Source organism: uncultured Cellulomonas sp., from assembly GCF_947494015.1.
Lineage (GTDB): Bacteria > Actinomycetota > Actinomycetes > Actinomycetales > Cellulomonadaceae > Pengzhenrongella.
Genome location: NZ_CANLTL010000005.1, coordinates 155757 through 181558, shown reverse-complemented (window position 1 = coordinate 181558; position 25802 = coordinate 155757). Strand labels below are relative to the sequence as shown.

18 protein-coding genes are annotated in these 25802 nt (G+C 70.1%); 5 read left to right on the top strand and 13 right to left on the bottom strand.

The window, feature by feature from the left end; translation table 11 throughout:
- The first annotated feature begins 47 nt into the window (after positions 1-47).
- The 3 genes from Q0840_RS07675 to Q0840_RS07665 are packed head-to-tail and all read left to right on the top strand — an operon-like array spanning position 48 to position 4043.
- Positions 48-1817 carry a type IV secretory system conjugative DNA transfer family protein gene (locus Q0840_RS07675; protein ID WP_298458265.1) on the top strand — a complete coding sequence of 590 codons (1770 nt, stop codon included), beginning with the start codon at positions 48-50 and terminating at the stop codon, positions 1815-1817.
- Entirely contained in the window at positions 1814-3055 is a 1242-nt protein-coding gene (locus tag Q0840_RS07670) for a transglycosylase SLT domain-containing protein (protein ID WP_298458263.1), read from the top strand. Before Q0840_RS07675 ends, Q0840_RS07670 begins: the two co-directional genes overlap by 4 nt.
- A gap of 7 nt (positions 3056-3062) precedes the next feature.
- Positions 3063-4043, top strand: a complete 981-nt coding sequence (locus tag Q0840_RS07665) for an ArdC-like ssDNA-binding domain-containing protein (protein ID WP_298458261.1) — start codon at positions 3063-3065, stop codon at positions 4041-4043.
- Positions 4044-4155: 112 nt separating this feature from the next.
- On the opposite strand, the gene Q0840_RS07660 is transcribed toward Q0840_RS07665, so the two are convergent.
- From Q0840_RS07660 to Q0840_RS07605, 12 genes are all read right to left on the bottom strand, one after another.
- Positions 4156-4548, bottom strand: coding sequence for a hypothetical protein (locus Q0840_RS07660; RefSeq protein WP_298458259.1), 393 nt, complete (start codon positions 4546-4548; stop codon positions 4156-4158).
- Positions 4545-8126, bottom strand: a complete 3582-nt coding sequence (mobF, locus tag Q0840_RS07655; RefSeq protein ID WP_298458258.1) for a MobF family relaxase — start codon at positions 8124-8126, stop codon at positions 4545-4547. Before mobF ends, Q0840_RS07660 begins: the two co-directional genes overlap by 4 nt.
- A gap of 440 nt (positions 8127-8566) precedes the next feature.
- Complete coding sequence (locus Q0840_RS07650; RefSeq protein WP_298458256.1) at positions 8567-8881, bottom strand: Lsr2 family protein; 315 nt, start codon at positions 8879-8881, stop codon at positions 8567-8569.
- 513 nt (positions 8882-9394) lie between these two features.
- Positions 9395-10465 carry a DUF4432 family protein gene (locus tag Q0840_RS07645; RefSeq protein ID WP_298458254.1) on the bottom strand — a complete coding sequence of 357 codons (1071 nt, stop codon included), beginning with the start codon at positions 10463-10465 and terminating at the stop codon, positions 9395-9397.
- Positions 10449-11453, bottom strand: a complete 1005-nt coding sequence (locus tag Q0840_RS07640) for a carbohydrate kinase (RefSeq protein ID WP_298458252.1) — start codon at positions 11451-11453, stop codon at positions 10449-10451. The genes Q0840_RS07645 and Q0840_RS07640 overlap by 17 nt, the downstream gene beginning before the upstream one ends.
- A complete protein-coding gene (locus tag Q0840_RS07635) occupies positions 11450-12688 on the bottom strand; it encodes an AGE family epimerase/isomerase (protein WP_298458250.1) in 1239 nt (412 codons plus the stop codon). Before Q0840_RS07635 ends, Q0840_RS07640 begins: the two co-directional genes overlap by 4 nt.
- Positions 12675-13682: an acetylxylan esterase gene (locus Q0840_RS07630; protein WP_298458247.1), complete on the bottom strand. Its 1008-nt coding sequence runs from the start codon at positions 13680-13682 to the stop codon at positions 12675-12677. Before Q0840_RS07630 ends, Q0840_RS07635 begins: the two co-directional genes overlap by 14 nt.
- A 10-nt stretch (positions 13683-13692) precedes the next feature.
- Positions 13693-16239 (bottom strand): glycoside hydrolase family 2 protein, encoded by a 2547-nt coding sequence (locus Q0840_RS07625; protein ID WP_298458245.1) that lies wholly within the window; start codon positions 16237-16239, stop codon positions 13693-13695.
- A gap of 56 nt (positions 16240-16295) precedes the next feature.
- Positions 16296-17117, bottom strand: coding sequence for a carbohydrate ABC transporter permease (locus Q0840_RS07620; protein WP_298458243.1), 822 nt, complete (start codon positions 17115-17117; stop codon positions 16296-16298).
- Positions 17114-18016 carry a carbohydrate ABC transporter permease gene (locus Q0840_RS07615; RefSeq protein WP_298458539.1) on the bottom strand — a complete coding sequence of 301 codons (903 nt, stop codon included), beginning with the start codon at positions 18014-18016 and terminating at the stop codon, positions 17114-17116. Before Q0840_RS07615 ends, Q0840_RS07620 begins: the two co-directional genes overlap by 4 nt.
- 151 nt (positions 18017-18167) lie before the next feature.
- Positions 18168-19460, bottom strand: coding sequence for an ABC transporter substrate-binding protein (locus Q0840_RS07610; protein ID WP_298458241.1), 1293 nt, complete (start codon positions 19458-19460; stop codon positions 18168-18170).
- A 123-nt stretch (positions 19461-19583) separates the two neighbouring features.
- A complete protein-coding gene (locus Q0840_RS07605) occupies positions 19584-20660 on the bottom strand; it encodes a LacI family DNA-binding transcriptional regulator (protein ID WP_298458238.1) in 1077 nt (358 codons plus the stop codon).
- Positions 20661-20839: 179 nt separating this feature from the next.
- Between Q0840_RS07605 and Q0840_RS07600 the strand changes: the two genes are divergently transcribed.
- Positions 20840-21775: a glycoside hydrolase family 113 gene (locus Q0840_RS07600; protein ID WP_298458236.1), complete on the top strand. Its 936-nt coding sequence runs from the start codon at positions 20840-20842 to the stop codon at positions 21773-21775.
- A 93-nt stretch (positions 21776-21868) separates the two neighbouring features.
- Here Q0840_RS07600 and Q0840_RS07595 read toward each other — a convergent pair whose 3' ends face one another.
- On the bottom strand, positions 21869-23647 hold the full coding sequence (locus Q0840_RS07595; protein WP_298458233.1) for an ABC transporter ATP-binding protein: 1779 nt from the start codon (positions 23645-23647) through the stop codon (positions 21869-21871).
- An 82-nt stretch (positions 23648-23729) separates the two neighbouring features.
- Here Q0840_RS07595 and Q0840_RS07590 point away from each other — a divergent pair, with 82 nt between their 5' ends.
- Positions 23730-25733: a cellulase family glycosylhydrolase gene (locus Q0840_RS07590; RefSeq protein ID WP_298458231.1), complete on the top strand. Its 2004-nt coding sequence runs from the start codon at positions 23730-23732 to the stop codon at positions 25731-25733.
- Positions 25734-25802 lie beyond the last annotated feature (69 nt).

Sequence of the window (25802 nt, the reverse complement as noted above, 5' to 3'; positions counted from 1 at the left end):
CGGCACCGCGCCGTCCCGCCCGCTACGGGGCCGGGCCGGGGCAGTCGATGGCGCCGGACCTGACGAACTGGCTGCTGGCCGCGGGGTCCGCGGTGCTCGGCTTCGGGGCGCTGCTGTGGTGCGGTGCCGTCATCGCTTGCCTGGTCACGCGGCGGGGTGTGCCCGACGGCGGCCCGATCGCCGCGCTCGGTGCTCTCGGGTCGATGAGCGACCCCGCCGCAGCGTGGCCGACACCGCACCAGCTGCCCGGTCCGGTGCTCTATTGGTCGGCGACCGTCCTCGTCCTGGCCGTCGTGGCAGGCGGCGGTGTGCTGGCCTGGCGACTACGAGGCCGGTGGTCCGGCCGGGCAGGTGCTGAGGCGGCGCAGTTCAGGAACCTGCCGGGTCTGGCGACCCCCGGTGAGGCCCAGAGCGCCGCCGGCCGGAAGGCCCTGGTGCGGCGTGGTCCCGTCGTGCGACCAGCCTTAACCCGACCCGGCGCCCACGACCTCGGGTACCGGCTGGGCCGGGCCCGCGGGCGTGAGCTGTGGTGCTCGGTCGAGGATTCGGCCCTGCTCGTCGGGCCTCCCCGCATGGGCAAGGGCCTGCACGTGGTCATCCCCTGGATCCTCGACGCCCCCGGGCCGGTCGTGGCGACCTCCACCCGACCGGACACCCTCGCGGTGACGATGGACGCCCGAGCCCGGCGAGGCCCGGTGGCGATCTTCGACCCCCAACGCCTCGCGGGTCTGCCCGGCGGGCTGCGCTGGTCCCCCGTCCGTGGCTGCCAGACACCCCGGACCGCTCTGGTGCGGGCCAGAGGCCTGGCGGCCGGGGCGGGGTTCGGGCGGACCGTGTCCGACTCGGACTTCTGGGCCGGGCAGACCGAGACCGCCCTACGCTGCCTGCTCCACGCGGCCGCCCTGGACGGGCGACGCGCCGTCGACCTGTACCGGTGGTCCCTCAACCCCGCCCTGGCCGAGGACGCCGTGACCATCCTCAACCGCCACACCGGCGCCGCCACCGGGTGGGCCGACGCCCTCGAGGCCGCCGTCCACGCCGACCCCCGCACCCGCGACTCCGTCTGGCTCGGCGTGCGCCAGTCCCTGGCAGCCCTGGCCGACCCCGACGTCCTGACCGCCGTCGACCCCGCCCCCGGCGAGGAGTTCGACCCCACCGCGTTCCTGCGCGACTGCGGCACCCTGTACCTGCTGGCGTCGGCCGTGTCCTCCGGGTCGTGCGCCCCGCTGGTCGCGGCGTTCGTCGAGGACATCACCGAGACCGCGAGGGGGTTGGCCGCCCGCTCCCCCGGCGCCCGCCTGGACCCGCCCCTGCTCCTGGCGCTGGACGAGATCGCCAACCTCACCCCGCTGCCGTCCCTGCCCCAGCTCATGGCCGAAGGCGGCGGCTCGGGCATCACCACCCTGGCGGTCCTGCAGTCCCTGGCCCAGGCCCGCAACCGGTGGGGCGAGCACGCCGCCGACGCCATCTGGGACGCCGCCACCGTCAAGCTCGTCCTCGGGGGCCTGGCCAAGTACCGCGACCTCGACGACGTCGCCCGCCTCCTCGGCGAGATCGACGAGCTCACCGAAACCCGGTCCCGCGGCCGCGCCGGCGAACGGTCGACGTCCACCTCGGTGCGGATGGTGCCCGTCATGGCGCCGTCGGTGCTGCGCACCCTGCCGTTCGGCACCGGCGTGCTGCTCCTACGCCAGTCCCGGCCGGTCGTCATCGACCTGTGCGGCTGGCCCGCCCGCCCGGACGCCGACGCACTGCGCGACGGCCAACACAACGTCGAGGCCGCCACCGCGGCCGCCGCCGGAGGTGCCCTGCCATGATGCGGTCCCTCGTCACAGCCAGCGGCCTCGGTGTACTGGCCATCCCGCTGATCGCCATCATCGCCGCGCTGGGCGTCGGCGGATCGGCCCTCGCCTGCATCGAGACCTCAGCAGGCGGCTCCCTGGCCGGGGACGCACCGGTCCCGGTCCAGGCCCGGGCGTGGGTGCGCGAGGCCAAGGCGGCGTGCCCGGACCTGCCGGAGCCGTGGATCGCCGCCGTCATGGCACAGGAGTCCGGGTTCCACCCCGACGCCTACGCCGACGACTCCAACGGCGGGACCTGGGGCTTGCTGCAGATGAACGCCAGCGTGTGGGCCGGCGCCTACGGGCACCCCTGGTCAGCCGACCTGGACCACAACGGCGTCTGGGACATCAAGGAGGGCACGATCCACGCGAGCACTGGCGGGAAGTACCTGTGCGCCCGGCTCGCCGGGGTCCGCGAGATCCGCGCCGACCACCCGACCTGGGCCTCGTCGGCGCTGCCGGTCCTGGACGCGCTGATCATCGCCCACAACGCCGGCGAGTCCCGGCTGCGCACCTACCCGGCCATCCCGGCGACGACCGAACGGTTCATCGGCAACGTCCACGAGCGGGTTGCCGCGTGGAGCACCGCCACGGAAGCCGGAACCGGATCCGACCTGCCCGAGCAGCTGCCTGAGCAGGTGGATGCCTCCACGGGGCGGCCGTCCGACCCCATGGCTACGTCCGGCGTCGGGTGCATGCCCAAACTGGGCGGGACGGGCGACGTCGTCGTCCCGCCGGGGACTCCGCACGACGTCGCGACCGCGGTCCAGACCGCACTGTCGTACGTCGGTGTCCCCAGCGGGTGGCACCAGCTGTGCGACCGCCTGGCCTGCCGCGCCTACGGATACGCCAGCTCCGGATACACCACAGCCAAAGCTCACTGGAACACCATGGTGGCCGCTGGCCGCGCCCGCCCCGGCGACACCTGCCCACCGCTGGGGTCGTTCGTGTTCTGGAACACCGGCCGCCCGGCTGGGCACGTCTCGGTGGTGGTCCAAGCCGACGCCGGCTGCGACCCAGAAAGGATCAAGGTCACCGCCAACGAGGTGTTCGACTCCGCCACCGGCAACTACGGCGGGGTCTACCTCATTTCGTTCGCCCAGCTCAACGCCGGCTACCTCGACGGCCGCGGCTACCTCGGCTGGTCTGACCCCGTCTGCCAAGGCGCGAAGTTGCCAGCCGGCACCGCGCACCCCGCGCCGTCGGGACGGTGAGGGGGCCATGCGGACCCGACGAGAGGGACCGTCCGCGCAGGACAAGCTCGAGGCATTGCACGACCGACTGATCGAGGCCGTCGCCGACCTCGCCGGCTCCGAGGCGTGGATGCGCATGCTGCAGGCCGCGGCACGCTTCCACGACTACTCCCCGTCGAACATCCTGCTCATCGCCACCCAGCGTCCGGACGCGACCCGGGTCGCCGGCATCCGCACCTGGAACAGCCTGGGCCGGCACGTCAACCGCGGTGAGCACGGCATCGCGATCCTCGCGCCGTGCATCTACAAGAACGACGACAACGCCGCTGCACCCGTGTCGCCCGCGGGCCGTCCCGCCGACACGCCGCCTTCCCGGGACGTGCCCGCCGACGAAGTGCGGCGCGTCCTGCGAGGGTTCAAGGTCGTACACGTCTTCGACGTCACGCAGACCGACGGCGAACCTCTGCCCGACGTCACCCCCCGACTCCTGGACGGCGACGCCCCGCAGCACCTCGCCGCGCACCTGGCCGCACTCACCACGGACGCCGGGTTCAGGCTCGAGCGTGGACCCTGCCGGCCCGCCAACGGCTACACCGACTTCACCGCACGGGTCGTGCGCGTCGACGACTCGCTCAGCTCCGCCCAGAGCGCGAAGACGCTCGCCCATGAGCTCGGCCACATCCGCGCCAATCACGAGCACCGCTTCACCCAGTACGCCACCAGCCGGACATGCCGAGGGCAGGCCGAGGTCGAGGCCGAGTCCATCGCCTACCTCGTCACCGCCCAGGCCGGGCTCAACGCCGCCGACTACTCGGTGCCCTACCTCGCCGGATGGTCCGGCGGCGACATCGACCTCTTGCGCGAGGCGATGACCACCGTCATCACGACCGCTCGCGCCATGACACCAGGCGACACCGCGAGCGCACCGCTGCCGCCGAAGCTCCATCACATTCGCGAGCCGCAGCCGCACCCGGCCACCGCCGCTGGAGGTCTCTCGCCGTCGGTCTGATCGGACCCGGACGGGCCCTGCTCATCCCCGCTGTGGGTCGTGGTGCACCCTGACGGCAGGGGGCCGGATCCGCGGCGTCGCCGCAACGCCTCGCCGTCGTGCCGGTGTTGCCTCAGCCGCGGTGTTCGCCCGGCCGGCACCCTGACCGGGCCGCCCAGTCGGCGAGCCGGCGGCGTGCTGCTTCGAACCGTTCGTGCCAGGCCAGCGGTGCGTCCGCGTGCGCCGTCGTGGCGAAGGCGCCTTCCCAGGCGAGGTGGAGAGCGGCGAGCTCCTCGACGAGCTCCCAGTGCTGGGCCCAGCACTGCGGGACACTGCGGCGGTCGAGGCTGTAGTGACCGACGAGCCAGGTGACCCAGGTGTCGAGGTCTTCCAGGTACAACCGCTGGTTGTCCGGGGTGTGCGCTGCCCAGCAGATCGGCACCGAAGGGCCGAAGGGCTGCGGGAGCTCGGCCTGCGGGTAGAACCCGTCCCCTGCCGGCTCAGCCGGTGTGCGTCGTCGGCTCACAGGGACCGGCTTTGGACCGCATCGGGAACAGACACGGCGACTGGAAATTCCGCGGCGGATCGCTGCTGACCCGGGATGACGGTGGGTCCGTTGGTGAAGTCCTCGTGTGCGACGGTCGCGGCGACCTGGCGACGCCAGGACTGACGTCCTGCGTCGTCGTCGGGCATCGGTCCCAGAGCGGTGACCCATCCGGGCTGGGACGTCATGACGTGGTCGGTGAGGGCCTCGACGCGGGCGGCGATGAGCTCGTCGACCTGACGCAGCGTGTCCCGGGCTCCGGGTGACAGGTGCGCGACGTCGGGGTGGGTCGTGATGGTGGTGGGGTCGTCGACCTGGGTGGCCAGCCAGGTCGCGACGCGGCGGTGCAGCACGGCGGCCAGGTCGCGGACTGCCTCGTCGGGCCCGCTGATGGGTCGGGACGAGAGGACGTCGGCCAGGACGTCGTCCATCGGTTGTCCGATGGCGGCGCCGCGTTCGAGGGCGGTGAACAGCGGCCCGCACGCCGGCGAGGTGATGATCTGCGTGAGGTCGTCGTCGGTCAGGCTCGCTCGGGCCAGGGCTGCGGTCCAGCGGGGCGCGCAGGCATCGGCGAGCAGGGTCTGGCGGATGGGTTCAAGGCGCTTGAGCGACCCGGCCGCGTTCTGGCGGGCGGCGACGGTCTGGGTGGCGGACAGCTCCGCACCGGACGTGGCCAGGATCGTGGCGAGCACGGCGTGCCCGTCGGGGGTGGCGTGGGTGTCGGGCAGGTAGTCGCAGTCGGGATCGACGTCATCGACGGCGACGTAGGCGTGGTTGTCGTGACGGCCGCGGGTCATCGCGACGTACAGGTTTTCCCGCGTCATTCCGGGGGCCGCGAGGACGTGCGCGCGGTCGACGGTGATGCCCTGAGCGCGGTGGGTGGTGGTCGCGTACCCGAGGTCGACGTTCTCGATGACGTAGTCGGCAGGCAGGACGACCGCGTGGCCGGTGTCCGTGCCGGTCCTAGTGAGCCTCGTGACAGTCAGGGAGCCGTCGGTGCCGGTGGCGGTGACGGTCCACAGGTCGCCGTTGCGCACGTACCCGCCACCGACCCGCAGGCGGCGGCTGTTCGCGCGGGTCACCACCCGGTCACCGACACCGATGACGGTTCCCTCACCGGTCGTGATGCCGCCCCCGCTGACGAGGCCGTCGGTGACCCGGTCGTTGTGGGCGCGAGTGTTGAGGACCCCCACGGTGTGGGTGTCCGGCGCGACGAGGATCGACGGGGTGCCGTTCTCGGTGTCGGCCTGCCAGGCGCTGTAGGCGGCCTCGCACATCGCCTCCGCGGCCCCGGCGGTAATCCGCTCGTGGTCGGCGTAGACGTCGAGCACGGCGGTGTTGCCGTCGCGCAGGGCGCGGGTGGCGCGGGCCTCCCACCGGTGGGTGAATCGCCACAGCGACGTCAGGACGGCGAGGCGGGAGCGATCGGCGAGGAGGTTGAACGCGCCGCCTGCGTCGACGGCGGACAGCTGCGCGTGGTCGCCGACGAGCAGCAGCTTCGCCCCGGCGGTGGCGGCCTGGGCGGTCAGGTCGTCCAGGGTCGCTGTGCCTGCCAGGGAGGCCTCGTCGACGATGACGAGCTGGCCAGGGCGCATCACCCAGCGCCGCTGCTCGCCGGTCAGGTCGGCGATGGCCGTGTCGACGGTCCGCAGCCGGCGCAGGTCACCGGTGTGCTGGGCGGCGTCGCGTTCGCCGGTGAGGTGCTCGAGGTACGTGGTGCGGAGCAAGGCGCCGGGGCCGGTCGACTCGTGCAGCCACTTGGCGGTGTTCTCGCACACGATGCTCAACGCCTCGGCAAGCTCGGCGGCCGCCGTCGACGACGGAGCCAACCCGATCACCGAGCCCCGCCCGTGCGCGGCTTCCCACACCTGCTTCAGGCCAGCCAGGGTCGTGGTCTTCCCCGTTCCGGCCGGTCCGACCAGCACCTCGACTCGCCGACCGGAGCCCGCGATGGTCCGGATGGCGTCAACCTGATCCGTAGCGAGGGTGAAGGTGCGGCCGTCCGCGCGGCGCATCGACGCGGCGAGATCCACGGCTGCGGCGCGGGCTGTGTCGGCGCTGGGAGCGGCGACGTCATCGGTGGCGTCGAGCAACCGCTGCTCCGCAGCCAGGACGTTCTCATGGGTGTAGCGGGCCTCCCCAGGGCGGGCGAACACCGACGACCCGTCGGGGCGTTGATACTCCCCCGGCACGGTGAACAGCTCGGGCGGTTCGAGACTGACGCACCGCACCAGAACCGCCTCGCACACCCGGTCCAGCAACGCCTGCCGGTCGGCGGGGCTGGCCGTGCGCAACCCGCGCGTGGACCTGGCTGCCTCGGCCAGCACGTTCCACCGGGTCCACGTCGACCGGCGCTGCATCACCTGGGCGGTGGTGTGCTCGGCCAGGTGGTCGATCACGGTCTCTGAGATCTGCTCGCCCGTCACCGCGACGATGTGTGAGTCGCGGAGCACCGCGGCCGTCAGTTCCTGAGGGCTCTTGCCCGTGCGGTCGAACGCGCGTCGCCGCCACCCCGCGATCAGGTCACCCAGAGGCTGGACATGCTTGCCCGGGCGGGTCGCGCGCGTGACCTGCTGACGCAGTCGAGAGATCTCGATCCGGTTCGGGCCCCTGCCGTGTGTCGCGTAGAACTGCGCCACCGTGGCCGTCATCGCCTCGTCGATCTGCGTCGTGCGGGTGGAGAACTCCGCCATCAACCCGTCATCAACCCCGTCCACCTCGAAGCCCGGGGAGCGACGCGGGCCGCGGTGGCGCCAGGACCACGACACCGGCAGGCGGCGCGCGAGCTCGTCGGCCAGCAGGTCGTCATAGACCTCCGAGACGCTCACCACGGCGTGGTGCAGGGCGCGGGAGTCGACCGACAGCCAGCGTCCATCGGGCGCCTGGACCTTGTTGGCCACCACGACGTGGGTGTGCAGGTTCGGGTCCCCGGCGCGCGAGTCCCAGTGGTCGAACGCCGCCGCGAGCATCCCCCGAGTCCGGCGCTGCTGGCACCCCGCCGTCCCGGTCCGGGTGAACAGCGCCGTGCGCTCGAAGAACACCAGCGCCTGTTCCACCGCCGCGTGGTGCGCGGTGATGACGGCCTGCTGCGTGGTCGGATCTGCCAGCGCCCACATCGTCGACACCGACTTCGGTGGCGTGAATGTCATGTCGAAGCCAGCGACGGCTGCCGGGCGCGGCTTGGCCAGCTCGACCCGCGTGATGGCGTCGATCGCGGCAGCGCGCTCGTCCCCCGACATCGCCTCAGGCAACGCAGCGACCTGGGCAGCAATGCGCTCTCGCGCCGGGGTGAACGACGGGTACGCGCGGCCGAGCGGAACACCGGTGACCGGATCCCTCCCAGCACCGAACAGCTGCGCCATGGCGTCCTCGTTGACGACGGCCCCGGCCGGCAAGCCAACGCCGGCCAACCCCGAGCCCCACCACCGTCCCGGCGGATTACCCGACGCGGCGTAGTACCCAGTCAGCGACGTCGCTCCCGACCGGTCGCAGTCGCCGGTTGCCGTGTGCCTGAGGAGGTACTGGTAGCCCGCACCGGCCGACAGCCGGTGCAGCGTCATCACCACGGCCCGCCCCCGAGAACGGCTGGGCAACCCGTGGCACGACGCCCCCGACGCTCGGCTCGAACCGACTTCATACACACAGGTAGGCAGCGCCGCTCGCAACCCGCGCCCCACTCCGAACGGCATCACGGCAGCAGCTCCGAACGCCCAGCACGAGCTCCACCGGGCCTCGCCCACCCACGCGCTGACCCGAGAGCTGGCGGCGGGCGCCGGGGTCACGGGAGGTGCGGACAGTCGCTCTGCCGTCGAGCGTGCAAACGCGCGACCCGCCTACCGGAGTCGGCCCCGGCCCATTCTCGCGGTCACCTGAGCCCGCACCACACATCACGGCGCCACCCGACACCACTTCGTCCCGGGCCAGCATGGCCATCCGCCGTTGGCGACCTTCGGACTCACGCCGAAGGCACCCATCCTTCACGGCCGGTTGCCGCGCGCGATCATCGGCTGGCGTAAGCCTCCCGAACCGCCTTGGGAATCCGGCCACGGTCGGGCACCGTGAGCCCGTTCGCGCGGGCCCAGTCGCGGACAGCACGCGAGTCGTCGGCCGACCCGGATGCCGACCGGTTCGAGGCCTTGCTGCCCACCCGGCGGCTAGAGTCGATGAACGGTTGCAACGCCCTGATGAGAGCATCACGGCTAGCTGCGCCAAGATCGATCTCGTACTGCGTGCCATTGAAAGCGAAGGTGTACGTCTTAGCGGCCTCACTGCCATCGAGGTCATCAGTCACAATCACGCGCTTCTCCTGAGCCATGGTCCCATCGTCCCGCATTCCGAGCTTGGAAGCGAGCAGAGGGCGGTCACCCACCGGCGCCGCAGCAACGGCCAACTCCCGTTCCGATGCGCGGTCGCCGCGCGGCCAAAGCGCGCGTCCTCACGCCGGCAACCATCACCGCGCGGGTTGAGCAGGCGCCTCGATTAGAACCTGCTTTCGACACTTCGTCCTCATGACTAGCGCCACGTGCTGACATGCACCGCATGCCTCCACCGCAGCCGTTCGAGCAGTCCCGTGCTCACTGTGTGCGCCTTGTCGGTAATCGCGTGGCAGGGAGTGGACCACGTGCTCGCTGGGCCTTGAGGTGTCCCCAGCCTGGGCGTCCGGCCATGTCCAGTCTCGCTCGATCCTGGCTCACTTTGGCGGGATTCGAACACGAGTACATTCCGGTTGCGACCGGACGTGGTCAGCCCTTCAGCGAGTCGGGGAAAAAGGCCCGATGGCATCCCGGCACGGAAATAGAGCCGCTGTTGCCACGTCGCGACCGATCAGTCAGCGCAGCCGCCAAGCCCTCCGCTGGTTGTTGGGGTGTGCCGATCCCGCCGTTGGGCGCTTGGCCGATGGAGCGAGCGTGGGGACGACAGCAACACGGACCACGGTGTTCCACGCGTGTCCGGGTTGGAGAACGGGCGCGCCAGCGTGTGGCAGCTCGCGCTCGGATCCGAACAGCGGGGCATTGGTGGGCTCGACTCCCAGGACCCAGCCGCCCCGAGCGGGATTGTTCCAGGTGCACAGCCGCGGCAGCGTGTCGGTGCGCCACTCGACCGCCACATCGGCCCCGAGCCCCGTCTCGGTGAGCGTGGCCCGTGCCCAGCCGTCGTGGCTCCGGATGCCGGGGTGCTCTGCCACGACGGCGTCGAGGCCGTCCCTCGGGTGCGGCAGGCTGAGGGCGTCTTGTCCTGGTGGACACGGATCACGCAGTACCGCCGTGCCGGCGTCCACACTCATTCGCGCCCCGGGTCGCAGCATGGGGGCTCCGAGGTTCACGTGGTAGAGCAGCGGAACCGCAGCTGGGCTATTGCCCTCGTTGCGCACGGTGTCCCGCACCTCGACGCAGGGCCGCGCGGTTCCGGTTACGATCTCCCGCTCGATCACGATCCAGGACCCACTCGACGAGTGGGTGATCCGGCCACGAACGTGAACGTCGATCCCTTCCGGGGCCCGCTGTCGCCACCAGCGCACGTCCTCAGCGCGCGTCAGGTGATGGGTGCCGTGCTGCCCGGAAGCACCGCGAGGCGCACCGATGTTGTCGGGCCCGCACGTTGCCAGAAGTCCGCCCAGGAAACGCTCATTCCAACCGTGGCCAGGGCCAGGATCCGCCGATTGAGGCGATCGCCACGCCAGCGGCACACTCCCCGACCACGCTGCACCGAGGTCCAGCCCGCGGTCCGGCAGGACGTCCAGGCTGAGCCCCCCCGCGAGCCGGAGGATCAGGACCCTGTCACCACCGGGACGCACGACATCGTCCACGCTCGCGAGAGCATCCTGGTGCGTGATTCTGCCGTCCTCGAGAAGCGACGCCCAGTCCATCTCGCCCGCCTCCTCATCACCCGGCATGGACATCGCCGTCGCCCCCGTCGCCGGGACGCCGTGCGGGCGCCGACGCACTCAGCCCTGAACTCGCGGCGTGATCGAGCTCGAGGCGAGTCGGCGGCATCGCGCCCGCCCGGGAGACTGTGATGGCGGCCGCGCGAGACGCGCGGCTTACGACGTGGCGCAAAGTACCGAGGGAGATGTCGCGCAACCTGTCTTGGTTCGCGGTGCCCAGTAGATCCTGTTCGTGCAATCCGTCAAGGAGTGCGGCCATGAATGAGTCGCCGGCGCCTACCGTGTCGACGACGTCTACGTGCGTCGAAGAGATGGTGACGTCACCGGCACGACTTAGAGCGGTCGACCCCGCGGCCCCCTGCGTTAAGACGACCACGGAAGGTCCGCGAGCGAGCCAGCTCGCGGCGGTGTTGAGTGGCTCCACGTCGGGGTATAGCCAGCGCAGATCTTCGTCGCTCGCCTTGATGACGTCGGTGTGGACCAGGAGGTCCTCGAGCCGGTGCCGTACGGCGGCCCGTTCCGTGAGTAGCGCCGGTCTGACATTGGGATCGAAACTCACTGTGGCGACGCGGCGGAGCGACTTGATCATGTCCGCGACCGCAGCAGCGCCGGGCTCCATCGCGGCGCCGATCGACCCGGTGTGCACATGCAGGGGCGTCACCGGTAGGGCAGCCGGGCCGAGGTCCCACTCGATGTCGAATGTGTAGGTGGCCGCACCGGTCTCGTCGAGGTGCGCCATCGCGGTGGCCGTCGAGCGGGCCGACCCCGCGGTCACGACCCGTACGCCGGCACCCTCCAGATGCGTGCGGATCAGTGAGCCGTACGCGTCGTCACCGAGAGCGGTCACCAGCGTCACCTCCCGGCCGAGCCGGCAGAGCCCGAACGCGACGTTCGCCGGGCTTCCCCCGGGGTGGACGTCGACGGCTCCCGCCACCGACGTCACGATGTCGGCCACGCTCTCGCCGACCACAAGGAACGGCGCGGAGCGGTTCACTTCGCTCACCGGGCGCCCGCCATGCCAGCGGCCGTTGCGGTGGCGAACGACGGCGTCGTCGGCAACTCGGGCAGGAGCGCGGCCTGGTAGACGTGGTAGACGTCGGGCTTACCCGGCCACGTCTCCCCCGCCGGGGCGTTGCCCGGGTCGAGTTCGTGATGCCACGAGCCCTCCTCGTGGTCGACGAGGTACCGGTCGGCGTACGCCCACCACCGGGCGGCGTCCTCGGCGTAGCGCGCGTCACCGGTGACTCGGTGCAGGACGGTGGCAGTGCTGACCGCCTCGGCCAGCACCCAGTGCATCCGCGCCCGCACAACCGGAGCGCCGTCCCAGTCAGTGGTGTAGACGAACCCGTCCGCCCCATCGACGGCCCAACCGTCGGTTGCGGCGCGGTCGAACAGTGCGACGGCGGCCTCGACCAAGCCGCCGGGCGAGTCGGCGCCCAGGGTTGCGTCCACCGCGACCAGCAGCCGCGCCCACTCCAGGCCGTGCCCGACAGTGGCACCGTACGGGCGGAACGGGTCGGCCGGCTTGTCCCTGTGGTGCTCGAGCATCGGCGCCCAGTCGGCGGTGAAGTGTTCCGGGATCCGCCAGTCGTTGCCGCGCGCCCAGCCGGCGACCGTGGCCGCGATGCGGCCCGCCCGGTGATGCCACGTCGTGTCACCGGTGACGTCACCCGCGGCCAGGTACGCCTCGACCGTGTGCATGTTCGCGTTCACGCCGCGGTACGGGTCTAGCCGGGTCCAGGCGCTGTCCCACTGCTCGACGACGAGACCCTCCTTATCGTCCCAGAAGTAGCGGTCCTGGACCGAGAGTGCCTCGGTGAGCAGCTCCTGGGCACCGACGATCCCTGCGACGCGGGCCGACGTGGCGGCGAGCACGACGAAGGCATGCCCGTATGCCTGCTTCGCGTCGTCGACGGAGCCCTCGGGACCCACGGCGGCGTACCAGCCGCCGTGCTCGGTGTCGCGCAGTGCCTCACGCAGAGAGGCGACGCCGTGTGCGGCGAGCCTGGTCATCGCGGCGCGGTCCGGCCCTCCCGGGGCCGGCGTCTCGTCGGCGAGCACACCGAGGCTCAGCACGTGCGTCATTCGGCACGTAATCCACAGCTCGACCGGCTTGTTCGGGTCCAGGGTCCCTTCCGCGTCGAGGTAGCCGAAGCCAAGGTCGTGACGGGACCCGGCGGCGAAGCGCAGCAGGTCGGCGCGCTGAGCGGCGAGGTAATCACGGTCACCGGGTGTCATGGTTGCTTCTCCAGGGGTCGAGCACGGTGGCCAGCCAGGCGAGCTGGCGCACTTGGTGGTGCCCTTGCCCGCCCTCGTGGCCGTTGAAGGGGTAGATCTCGATCTGGGCGGGCCCGCCGTAGGCGTGGAACGCGGCGAACACCGTCGAGGGTGGGCAGACCGGGTCCATCAGTGCCACGGAGAACAGCGCCGGTGCGGTGGCCCGGGCTCCCAGGTGCACCCCGTCCACGTAGGCCAGCGTGCGAAACACGTCGTCGACCGCGCCGCGGTGCACCGACAGGTATCGGGCCACCTCGCCGTAGGGGTCGGCGTCGCTGACCTCGACTCCGCGGCGGATGTGGCACAGGAACGGGACGTCCGGCAGGACAGCGGCGAGCCCGTCCACCAGCCCGGCGACCCCGATTGCCAACCCTCCACCTTGACTGCCACCTGCCACGACGACGCGATCAGGGTCGATGCCGTGGATGGTCCGCACCGCGTCGACGGCTCGCACGGCATCGGTGAGCAGGCGGCGGAAGTAGAACGTGTCGAAGTCACGTACACCGCGGGTCATAAAACCGGGATGCGCCGGGTCGCCCGCCGCGGCACCGGCGGATGCGTCGGCGGTGTGCCCCCCGCTCCCCCAGGCCGACCCCTGACCGCGGGTGTCCATGAACAGGTAGGCGTATCCGGCGGCAGCCCAGAACAGGCGCTCGTGCGGCAGCCCTCGCCCACCGCCGTAGCCGTTGTATTCCACGACGACGGGCAGGGGGCCCTGCGCCCCGGCCGGCCGCTGGAGCCAGGCCCGGACGGGGTCACCGCCGAATCCTGCGAACGTCACGTCGAAGACGTCGACGACCGTCAGCCCGGATTTGACCGGCTCGACCCTCACGTCCACGTCGTGGCGTCGCGCTTGGGTGAGGGTGGCGGCCCAGCGGTCGGCGAGGTCGGCCGGGGGTGTGAGTGCGGGGCGGTACGCCTGCAAGTCCTCCAGTGACATGTCCACCAGTGGCACGGCAGGCGGCCTAGGCAGTCGCGGGCACGGTGACGGCGAGGGGGCCCGACGCCCCCAGCAACGCGGCCCATTCCTGTGCGTCGAGCTCGCCCGCCCGAGCAGCGGTCACGGTGAACGTGGCTGTCTCTCCCGGTAGCAGCGTGAGGAGCTGGTCGTCGACTACAGCGTCCGGCAGGCGGGCGTCGGTCTCCGCGAGCAGCACCAGGTCACGCACGAGGCCCTCCGCGCGCACCTCGACCGTCACCGCACCGGCGTCCCTTGAACCGAACGTGAGCTCGACGGCGGCTTCGGCGTTGCCGAGCTCGATGTCGGTGCCAAGCCACCGGGCACCACGCCGGTCGCCCGCGTCCACGAGCACAACGTCGCCGCCCGCCGCCATACCCTCGGGGGGGCCCACCTCGAGGTGACCGAGCGCGGGTACGCGCACCGACGAGGTTCGCGCGTCTAGGACTGCCCCCGCCGTCGTCGCGACGGTAACGGTCACTGCGACGTCCCAGTCCTCGCGGGTGTCGTTGACCAGCGTCAGCGCGTGGGGCGACGACGGCGCTGTGGGGAGCACGGCGCGCGCGGACAGCACCTCACGCATCGCGTACCACGACAGCTTCCGGGCACCAGCGACGTCGAGGACGGACCACGACAGCGCGGGCCAGCAGTCGTCGAGCTGCCACCAGACGGCACCAGAGCAGCTGTCGTGCAGACTGCGGAAGCGACCGATGGACGCCCGGACGGCGCGGGCCTGGACGAGCTGCGTGGCGAGGTACCAGCCGCGCCCGTCGGTCGGCGCGTCCGGCAGATGGTTCTGGACACCGCGGCCCAAGCTTTGCATCCCTTCGAAGGCCTTCTGCAGCCGGGGAAGCCGGGGGTCGTCGGCGCCCGTGGGCTCGCCGCCGAGTGCGCGGGTCAGCACCGGCCACCCGGCGGGGGCTTGCCAGCCGAACTCCGCCGCGAACCGAGTGGTCTTGGAGTCGAACGCGGTCAGGTCGAGCTGGTTCCAGGTGTCCCAGTGGTGGGTGGTCCCGACTGTCGGATCGTTCGGGTGCTCCTCGCCAGGGGAGAACGGCGAGCCCGGGACGTACGGGCGGGAGCCGTCGAGGGCCGCCAGGGCGGTAGGCAGGATGTCGTGGTAATAGGCGGCGCCCCACGGGCGGCCGTCGAGCGACTCCTTCCACCCCCAGTCCTCGTACCCCCACAGGTTCTCGTTGCAGCCGCACCAGAGCACCAGCGAGGTGCGGTGCCCGAGGCGGGCGACGGCGTCGGCGATCTCCCCGCGGACCTGCTCGACGGTTCGGGGGTCCTCCGGGTAGGCGGCGCAGGCGAACGGGAAGTCCTGCCAGACCATGACCCCGAGCTCGTCGCACAGGTCGTAGAAGTCGTCGGACTCGAACACCCCGCCGCCCCACACGCGCAGCAGGTTCGCGCCCGCAGCGATCGCTTCCGTGATGAGGTGGCGCAGCTGGGGGCGGCCGACCGTCTCGGGCAGAACGTGCGGCGGAATCCAGTTGAACCCGCGCGTCCACACTCGGGTGCCGTTGACGATCAGCTCGAAGGAGCTGCCGGTGGCGTCGGGCTCCTGGCGGACCACGATGTCGCGGAAGCCGAGCCGGCGCGTGGTGCTGTCCAGGACCGCGCCTGATGCGTCGAGAAGCTGAAGGGTGACGTCGTACAGGGGCTGCTCGCCGAGACCGACGGGGTGCCACGCTGCCGCTGTGGGCACCGAAACCTCGGCGTCGGCTACCCCGTCGGTGAGCGCGAGCACGGTGAGCGGCGCATTGGTCTCCCCATCGCGGTCGCCCGCGACTGCCCGGATGTGCACCGCGATGTCGGACGCGTCACCGGACGCCGCGACGGCGACCCGAAGGAGGGCGCCGTCGGCCCATCCGCCCGACATTCGGACGTCTTCGAGCCGGGCGCCGGACCATGCCCGTAGCAGGACCGGCTTCCACAGCCCTGCGGTAAGCGTGACGGGTCCCCAGTCCCAGCCGAAGGAGCACGCCATCTTGCGCACCTGGTTGTAGGGCAGCTCGTACATGTCCGCCCGTGGCAGGGGGTTGAGTTCTTGGGCGGCCTGGGCGATGGGCAGTGCTGGGTCGACCTCGACGCGGAGGTCCCAATGTCCCGCAGGCGCGGGCGTCTCGCTCGTGCCGGCGAGTGTGTCGCTGAGGTCGACGACGTGGCGACGGAACATGTCTGCCACCTCCAGGCGTACGCGCCCGTCGACCAGGACGCGTCCGACCGTGTCGATGCCTTCCATCACGAGCTCGGCCCGGTCCACGCCGGCCGGCCGCGGGACGGTCGCTCGGTACTCCCATGCCGTCGCCCCCACCCAGGCGACGTCTTCCTCGGTGGCGTTGACGGTCACATCTCCGGCGAGCCCCGCGTCGACCAGGACGGCCAGCGCGGTCATCGTCCCGGGGACGGGCAGACCGCCGGCCAGTGCTGCACGGGCGTCGGCCGGCACGGCGTCCAGCGACCCGCGGGCGTGCAGGGTCCACCCCGTGACGGTGGTGGACGTGGGCGCGGCGCCGCTCTGAATCTTGGTGGAGACGGTGGTGTGCATGGGCAGGTCCCTGTCCTGTCGGTGGCCGGACGCGCCGGCGCTCGTCGTACGAGAAGTCACTTGGTCGCTCCGGAGGTGAACCCGTTGTAGATGTAGCGTTGCAGGGCTATGAAGATCACCAGGGTCGGGACGACCACGATGATCACTCCGGCTGCGATGACTTCCCACTGTGCGCCGAACGGCCCGGTGAAGCGGAACAGCGCGGTAGAAATCACCGGCAGATCACGGCTGGGCATGTACAGGAACGGAATGAAGAACTCGTTGTAGGCCGCGAACCCCTTGATGATCACGACCGTCGCGATCGCGGGCTTCAGCAGTGGAAAGATGATTTTGCGAAAGATTGTCAGGTGACTCGCACCCTCGAGCTTCGCTGCTTCGTCCAGCTCTTTCGGGATCGACTGCATGAACTGCAAGAAGATGTAGATCGAGACGATGTCGGTGCCCATGAACAGCAAGATGGCCGCCCCTCTGCTGTTGAACAGCCCCAGGCTGTTGATGACCTGGAACGTCGCGACCTGAGTCGTTACCCCAGGTACTAGCACGGCCAGCAGGAAGAGCCCGACGACGAGCTTCTTGCCGCGGAACTCGAACCGGTCGATCGCGTAGGCGGTCATCGCGCCGATGATGACGGTGCCGGTGATCGATACCGCCAGGATGAGCATCGTGTTGGCGAACCCCAACGCCATGCGTCCGGCGGTGAAGGCTGTCACATAGTTGTCGAGATGAAGGGACTGCGGCAGGTCGAACGGCCCGGTCGTCTGGTACTCGCGCGCGGTTTTGAACGAGGTGAGGACGATGACTACCAGTGGCAGCAGCGTCACCAGGCTTGCGATGACCAGCGAGGCGTACTTGAAGGTGCTGGAGGCGGTGTGCTTCATGTCAGGTTCACCTTCTCGTCCGGGACGACGCGCCTCTGGATGGCAGTCACGACCAGCACGATGAGCAGCAGCACGACAGCCATCGCCGAGGCGAGGCCGACCTTGCGGTTCTCGAAGGCCATGTCGACGGTCTGGATGACGAAGGTCTCCGAGCCGTTGGCGCCGCCGGTCATGATGTAGGGGATTTCGAAGACCGCCAGGCTGCCCGAGATGGCCAGGATGAAGGACAGCCCGACGATGGGCCGGATCGACGGCAAGATGATGTACCGGAACTGGTCCCACCGATTGGCGCCGTCGAGCTCGGCGGCCTCGTAGAGGTTCGGGTTGATGGACTGGATGGCGCCGAGGAAGAGGACGAAGTTCAGGCCCGTGTACCGCCACACCGATGTGCTGGCCAGGGAGAAGTTGATGACGTCCGGGTCGCCGAGCCACTGACGCTGCAATTGCTCCAGGCCCAGCGCCGACAGCGTGGCGTCGAGCGTCCCGCCCGGTTGGAAGAGGTACAGGAACGTGAAGCCAATCGCTACCCCGTTGATGAGGTAGGGAAAGAACAAGATCCCCTTGAAAAGGCTTTGGAAGCGAGTGCTGAAGCTGAGCACGGCGGCGAAGTACAGCGCCAGCGCCATCTGGAGGAAGGATGCGGCGAAGTAGTACAAGCTGACGAAGAAGACCCGGAACAGCTCCGGACGGGTGAAGATGTCGGTGTAGTTCTGGAGTCCGACGCTGTCGCGGGTCTTGCTAATGCCGTTCCAGTCAGTCAGGGAGTACAGGAACATGTTGACGACCGGCACGTAGGTGAGGCCGACGAGGAGCAGCAGCGGAACTGCGAGGAACATCCACGGGGTCAGAGTGCGAGCTGTGAGCCCTCGCCTCTTTTGCGGAGCCACGGCGCGCAGCATGGGGCCGCCGGGTTGCGCCGTCCGCGACGGCGTCGTGATGCCGGACATAGGTGTCTCCTGCTAGGTGTGAGGCGCGCCACGGGGGCCCGGCCGCGGCCGGGGGACGCCGCCGCCCCGCCGCGAGAGCGCTGCGCGGCGGGGCGGCGGGAGGTCAGGACAGCGATGCGCGGGCCTCGGCCCAGCGGGTGTTGAGGTCCTCGAAGATCTCTTCCTTGGTCTCGCCGGAGGCGCCGCGTGCTGCATCGACGATGCGCTGGCGGTAGTCCGGGGAGAACAGGCCGATCTCGGCCTCGCGGTCGATGTCGTTGACCAGGCTCTCCTCACCCTCCGCGGCGGGCGCCAGCTCGATGTACTCGACGCCGGTTTCCTCGAGCTCGGCCAGGGTCTCCGGTGTGGGTCCATCGACCAGGGGGGACAAGCCGCCCTGGTCAGTGGCGTAGTTCGACTCCTGAGCGAACCAGTCGATCCAGGCGCGTGCGGCCGCCTTGTTGTCGGAGTTGACGTTGATGCCGTTCTTGTAGTCGCCACCCGCGGTGGAGTGGAACGTCCCGTCGACCTGCACGGGGAACGGCATGTATCCGATGTCGTCCGGGTTGTCCGCGGCCTCCTGCAGCTGGGTGATGGCCCACGAGCCCAGGACCATGGTGCCGATCTTCCCCGTCGCGAGATCCGTCTTGGACTGCTCCCAGTTGGTCGTGGTCGGGTCCGGCTCGGTGAGGCCAGCCTCCACGACGTCCCACAGTAGGGAGTCCATGATGTAGTGCTCTTCGCCCTCAGCCCAGGGGGTGTCGGTCTTGGCCAGCTCGTTCACGGCCTCCGGGTCGGCGGAGACTGACCCGCGGTTGCCTTCCCACTGCGTCAGCGGCCAGCCGTCGGCGTAGTTGGTGTACAGCGGGATTGCGTCGGTGTTGTCCTGAATCGCCTGGAGTGCGGCGACGAACTCCTCGGGCGAGGTGGGGAAGTCGGTCAGGCCGGCCTCGGCCCAGACGGCCTTGTTGTAGGCGATGCCCTGGGCGTTGCCGGTGATGGCGATGCCGTACGACTGCCCGTCGAACGCCTGCTCGGTGCGCACGAACCGGTAGGTCTCCGCCAGCTCGTCGACCGAGCCCAGCGGCTCGAAGAAGTCGGGCAGCTCGCCGGCGCTCACGCTGTTGGGGATGAGCAGCACGTCGCCGTAGTCGTCGGTGCTCATCCGGGTGGTGACCTCACCCTCGTAGTCGGTCACCGCCTCGAAGCTGACGTCGACGTCGGGGTACTCCTCCTCGAACGCCGCCTTGTAGTCCTGGAAGACGGTGTCCACGATGTCGGTGCGGTTCGTCAGCACGGTGATTTCACCGGCGATCTCCCCGGAGCCTGCCTCAGGGTCCGAGCCGCCCCCGCCCCCGCTGCTGCAGGCGGCCAGGAGGGACGTGGCTCCCAATAGCGCCACGATGCGCTTCTTCATGGTTTCTTCTCTCTCCGTCTCGACGCCCGCAGCGTCGCTGCGGCGGATCGCGAGTGCGACAGGAGGAACTTAAGCGCTTAAGAAACCGAGCGTCAACCCCTACCGCCGGTCGAGACTGGATCGTTACGTGAGCGGCGCGCCCGGGTTGGCTGGCGCGAGACTTCCTCGGTCGATGAGGTGAGGCACCGAGCTGCGCATCGATCCCGCACGCTCGCCAGCGATCGCGGCGAGCAGGAGGCGTGCGGCCGACGCGCCGTACGCGGCCACGTCCCGGCTCATGGCACTGAGCGGCGGACTGGTGAGCCGGCACAGCGGAGAGTCGTCCCACGCCAGGATCGACACGTCCTCGGGCACCCGCAGACCCATCTCGCGTGCAACGTGCACGGCGGCGACTGCCATCAAGTCGTTGTCGAAGACCAGGGCGGTCGGTGCGGCGGGGTCAGCCAGCAGGGTTGCCGCTGCAGCGGTCCCAGCTTCCAGCGAGTAGTCCGTGTACAGCTGGACGACCTCGATGCCCAGCTCCCGGCCACTGTCACGGAACGCGGCCGAGCGGACCCCGGTGTGGACCAGGTGCTCCGGCCCTGACACGTGAGCGATCCGGCGATGGCCCAGCGCCGCCAGGTGGCGAGCCGCCTCCCAGACGGCCGAGGCGTCGTCGCTCCACACCGACGGCAGAGAGCCGGCGTACTTGGGGTCGCCAACGACCACGGCCGGCAGACCGAGCTCGGTCAGCCGAGCGACGCGAGGATCATTAACCCGCAGGTCCACGACGAAGACCCCGTCGACCCGCCGACCCGACCACCAGCGCTGGTAGGTGTCCAGCTCCTTGTCGGCGAACGGAGCGACCTGCAGCAGCAGAGCGAAGTCCTTCTCGGCAAGCACCTCCTCGATGCCTGCGATGAACGACATGAAGAACGGCTCGACGCCCAAGACCGAGGCGGCCCGCGTGACCACCATCCCGACCGTCGCCACACCGACTCCGGTCAGTGCCCGGGCGGCGTTGTTGGGAGTCCAGCCGACCTGTCGAGCCACCTCGATCACCCGAGCCCGTGTCTCCTCCGACACTCCGGGTCGACCGTTGAGCGCGTACGACACGGCGCCGGCGGAGACGCCGGCGCGCTCAGCGATGTCGGCGATGGTCGGGCGCCGGGGGGCTCGTGGGCGGCGCGAGACGGCCTCCTCCGAGTATTGAGCTGTCACGACATGCTTCCCCTCGAACCAGACGGTCCGGGAACCCCGGCCCAGCGCAGGATACCGGCAGGGGTAGCGTGTCCCCCGCAAGTGACACCGCAGTCGCTCCCGTAGGAAAGGCATAGCTGATGGCAAACTTAAGCGCTTCACCACGTGTTCCGGACGGCTGGGACGCTCCCGTGTGCGGGATGACCTGGGGATGGGTCGGCCGGCGCGGGTCCTGGACGACCCCGGAGGCGGAGACGTCGCTGCGGGAGATGGCCGCGCTCGACGTGAACTGGGTGACCATCGCCTGGGCGGCGCTGCAGGACACGGCGCAGTCCACCGTCATCGACTGGCGCAACAGCACGGTCACCGACGACGAGATCCGTCACGCCGTGGCGCGGTCTCGGGAGCTTGGCCTCAAGGTGTGCCTCAAGCCGGTCGTGAACTGCGCGGACGGCACCTGGCGCGCTCATATCGGCTTCTTCGATCAGGACGTGCCTGGCGAGCCCACCTGGGCGCAGTGGTTCGCCTCGTACACCGAGTACGTCGTGCACCACGCCTCGCTGGCCGAGGAGCTCGGTGCGGACCTGTTCTGCATCGGCTGCGAGATGGTCCGCGCGGACGCGCAGGAGACCCACTGGCGTGAGCTCATCGCTCAGGTTCGCGCGGTCTACTCCGGCCCCATCACCTACAACGCCGACAAGTACCAGGAGGATCGCCTGACATGGTGGGACGCCGTCGATGTGATCAGCGCGTCCGGGTACTACCCCACCGGTGAGTGGGAAGCCCAGCTCGACCGCATCGAGACAGTGGTCGCCGCGCACGGCAAGCCGTTCCTCTTCATCGAGGCAGGCTGCCCGAGCCGGGAGGGCTCGCCGGCTCGGCCCAACGACTGGTCTCTTGAGGGCCCTCCGAGTGAAGCTGCTCAGGCGAGTTACCTCGACGAGATGATGGCGGCCGGTGCCCGCCGCCCGTGGGTCGGCGGCTACATGCTGTGGGACTGGCCGCCAGCGTTGTACCCGGCCCAGGATGCGGCGTCCAACGACGACTACTGCATGTACGCGAAGGCCGGGGCGGACGTGGTGCGCACGCACTACCGCGCCGCGCGCGGCCTCGACGCGGTCAGCACGGACGCCTGACACGTGACGGCCCGCACCTGGTCAGGTGCGGGCCGTCACGAGTCGTGTCGCCGTCCCCGTCCGGGGCGGCCGTCCTACCTCCAGTGGGAGCGGTCAGCTCTGTGCTGGCACTGCGCCGGTTCCGAGCCGTTCGAGCATGGCGTACGCCCCGCCTGCGGCAACGAGCTGCGCGTGTGAGCCCACCTCGACCAGAGCGCCCGAATCTAGAACCGCGATGCGGTCGGCTCCACGGATCGTCGAGAGCCGGTGGGCGACGACGAGCGTGGTGCGACCGTGCATGAGCCGGGCCAGCGCCTCTTGGACCAGCCGCTCGGACTCGGCGTCCAGAGCTGACGTGGCCTCGTCGAGCACAAGGACCCGAGGGTCGCGCACGAGGGCGCGCGCGATCGCGATCCGTTGCCGCTGACCGCCAGACAGGCGTCCGCCGCGCTCGCCGATGATGGCGTCGAGCCCACCCATCTCCTCGACGAACGACAGCGCGTTCGCGTCCCGGAGTGCAGACCGCAGCGCGGAGTCACTGACGTCGGGCCGCCCGTAGGTCACGTTGTCCCGGACGGACCCCTCGAACAGCAGCGACTCCTGAGGCACGACAGCGATGTGGCGCCTATAGCTGCGCAGGTCGAGTTCTGCCATGTCCTGCCCGTCGACCAGAACCCGCCCCGACTGCGGTCTCATGAACCCGATGACCATGTTGAGGATGGTCGACTTGCCCGATCCGGAGGCTCCGACCAGAGCCAAGGTCTCCCCCGCAGCCACCTCGAGGTTGAACCGGTGCACCGCGGGGGCACCGGGTGCTTCGGGGTAGGCGTACGTCACCTCGTCGAAGGTCAGGCGACCCTCGACGCCCATGAGGGCCGCCTTGCCCTCGTTGCGCTCAAGATCGGGCTCGGTGAGCACCTCGCCCATCGACCGCACCGACTCCAGGCCCTTGGTGACGATCGGTGCGAGGCTCATCAGTGCGGTGACCGCCCCGGTGAGCGCCACGAAGTAGCTCGACAGCATGACGACGTCACCCGCGGACACCCCGAAACGTCCGGTCCATGCCACCCAGGCAGCACCGACCAGGCATCCGACGGAGAGCAGCTGGAGGGTGATCCAGGCGAGCGCCCCGAACCGGCCGTTGACGATGTCCAGGCGGATCCCGGCGGCGCGCACCCCGGTGAGCGTGAACCCGATCCGGTCCAGCTCGCGGTCCTCGAGGGCGTGGGCGCGAGTGATCGGGACGAGGTGAGTCATCTCGCTGACCCGGGCTGACATCCGTTCGATCTCGGTTCGAAAGGTCGCGTTGCGCGACGTCATGCGCCGCCTCATCGTGACCACGAGCAGGGCGGACGCCGGCACGGCCAAGAAGAACACCGGCAAGAACTGCGGCACCCGGAGGGCTGTCAACACGATGGCACCCACCAGGGTCGTCACCGCAGCCATCCCCATGTCGAACGTCTGGCGAGTCGTCTCCACCACGTTCTCCACGTCCCTGACGATCTTGGCCTGCAGCACGCCTGCGCTCATCCGCCGGTGATAGCCGATCGACAGCTCCTGCAGGCGCCGGCACAGGGCCATCCGTAGGTTGGTCTCGACGGTGCGCACGGCGTAGCTCAGCTGCCGGTAGTACAGCACCGAGACCGGCAGGTTCTGCACGATGAACACCGCCATCAGCCCCGCTGCGAGCCACAGCTCGGACAGCGGGCGGTGCTCGACGACGATGTCGATGACGTCAGCGGTGAGCACGGGCATCACCCATACCGGGGAGTGCTTGAGCGCGAACGCCACGGCGGCCACCGTCAGCCGGCCGCGGTGCGGCCGGTAGAGGCGCAGGAAGGTCCGGGCTGGACGGCTGCCGTCGTAGCCCTCGTCAAGCAGTGTTTCGGTCACACGACCCAAGGCTAGCGCCAAATCCCTTAAGCGCGTAAGTTGTCCGCGTCACACACCCCGCATCCCCACCTGAAGGACGACGATGTCCCCCAGATCACGCCTGACTGTCACCGCCCTGGCGCTCGCCACGGCGCTGACCACCCTTGTCCCGTCGGGGGCCGCCGCAGCCGCGCCCGACCTGCTCCTCTCGCAGGGACATGCCGCCAGCTCCGCCCGCGACCGGGCTCCGGCGGCGGAGCAGTTCGTGGAGCGAAGTGGCGGCCGCTTGACGCTCGACCGGCGCACGTTCCGCTTCGCCGGCACGAACCAGTACTACCTGATGTACGCCGACCCGGTGATGACCGACGCCGTGCTGGAGAAGGCAGCCGCGAACGACTTCGACGTGCTGCGCGCGTGGGCGTTCTTCGACATCGGTCAGAGCGACGGCACCGGCACGATCGCTGACGGTGACAAAGGCGTCTACTTCCACTATTGGGACCCGGCGACAGGCGCGCCTGCGTACAACGACGGCCCCAGCGGGCTGGAGAAGCTCGACTACATGGTCGCCAAGGCCAAGGAGGAGGGTGTGCGCCTGGTCCTGCCGCTGACGAACAACTGGGCCAACTTCGGCGGGATGGACCAGTACAACCAGTGGGCTGGGTCGCAGTTCCACAGCGACTTCTACACCGACCCGCAGATCCGCACGTGGTACAAGGACTGGGTCAGCCACCTGCTCAACCGGGTCAACACCGTCACCGGCGTCGCCTACAAGGACGAGCCCGCGATCATGGCTTGGGAACTCGCGAACGAGCCGCGCTGCGGCGGGTCGGGGTTGTTCCCCCGCGACCCCGGGTGCACCTCGGACACCCTGACTGCCTGGGTGGCGGAGATGTCGACCCACATCAAGAGCATCGACCAGAACCACCTCGTCGGCACCGGTGATGAGGGGTTCTTGTGCGATCAGCCCGCCAGCGACGACTTCACCCGCAACTGCGCCGACGGCGTGGACTCCGCCCGATTTGCCGCGCTGGACACGATCGACTACCTGTCGTATCACCTGTACCCCGACCACTGGGGACGGGATGCGGCCTGGGGCACGCAGTGGATCGAGCTGCACAACAAGGTCGCCCGCAACATCCGCAAGCCTGCCGTCCTGGGTGAGTTCGGCTGGCACGACGAGGCGACACGCAACGTCGTGTACCGGGAGTGGACGCAAGCGTTCGAGCGCACCGGCGGCACGGGCGCGCTGTACTGGCTGCTGTCCGACGTTCAGGCCGACGGCACCCTCTATCCCGACTACGACGGGTTCACGGTCTACTGCCCGAGCCCGGTGTGCACGCTGCTCAGCAACTTCGCCGAGACGATGCGCACCCGCGAGCACCGCTTCGCGCCGGTGGCCGATGACGACGCGGTCGTGACCGACTTCGGCATGGCGACGTCGGTCGACCTCGTGGCCAACGACGTCGCGTACCAGGCCGACGTCCGACCCGCGACGCTCGACCTGAACCCCGCTACCGGTGGACGCCAGACCACGTTCGACACCTCCGCAGGAAGCTTCGTCGTGGACGGTGCGGGTGTGCTCACATTCACCCCTGCCGACGGCTTCGCCGGCCGAGCGGTCGCTGCCTACACGATCGAGGACGTCCGCCGTCGCACGTCTGAGGTGGCCACCGTCACCGTCACCGTCAAGCCGTCCCCGCAGGCGGCCCAGGTGCTGTTCGACTTCTCTGACGACGCGCAGGGGTGGGCGGGGGCTGGCGCCGCCACCGCGGTCGCCGGACAGCTCGCGGTCGACAGCACGAACGGCTGGTTCGGCGCGACCCTCACCGCACCGGTGGACATGTCCGCGCGCACCCAGCTGCGCCTGGACCTGGTGTCGACCACCGGGGTCGGCCCGATCCTGGCGCTGCAGGTGGGCGACGCCTTCACATGGTGCCAGGCGGCCCCGCTGTCCTACGGCAGTGACCCGCGCACCGGTGACGATGCGGTCACGTTCGATCTGACCACGCTCGACGAAGCCTGCACCGCCGGCCTCGCTGACGTGCGCGCGGTCAACGTCTTCTTCAACGCCGGCCAGCACGTGGTGGACAACATCGCTGTGCGCTGACCCAGCACCGCCGGGCAACGCCCGCAGCCATGCCAGTCGGTCGGTCGGCATGGCTGCGGGCGTTGCCAT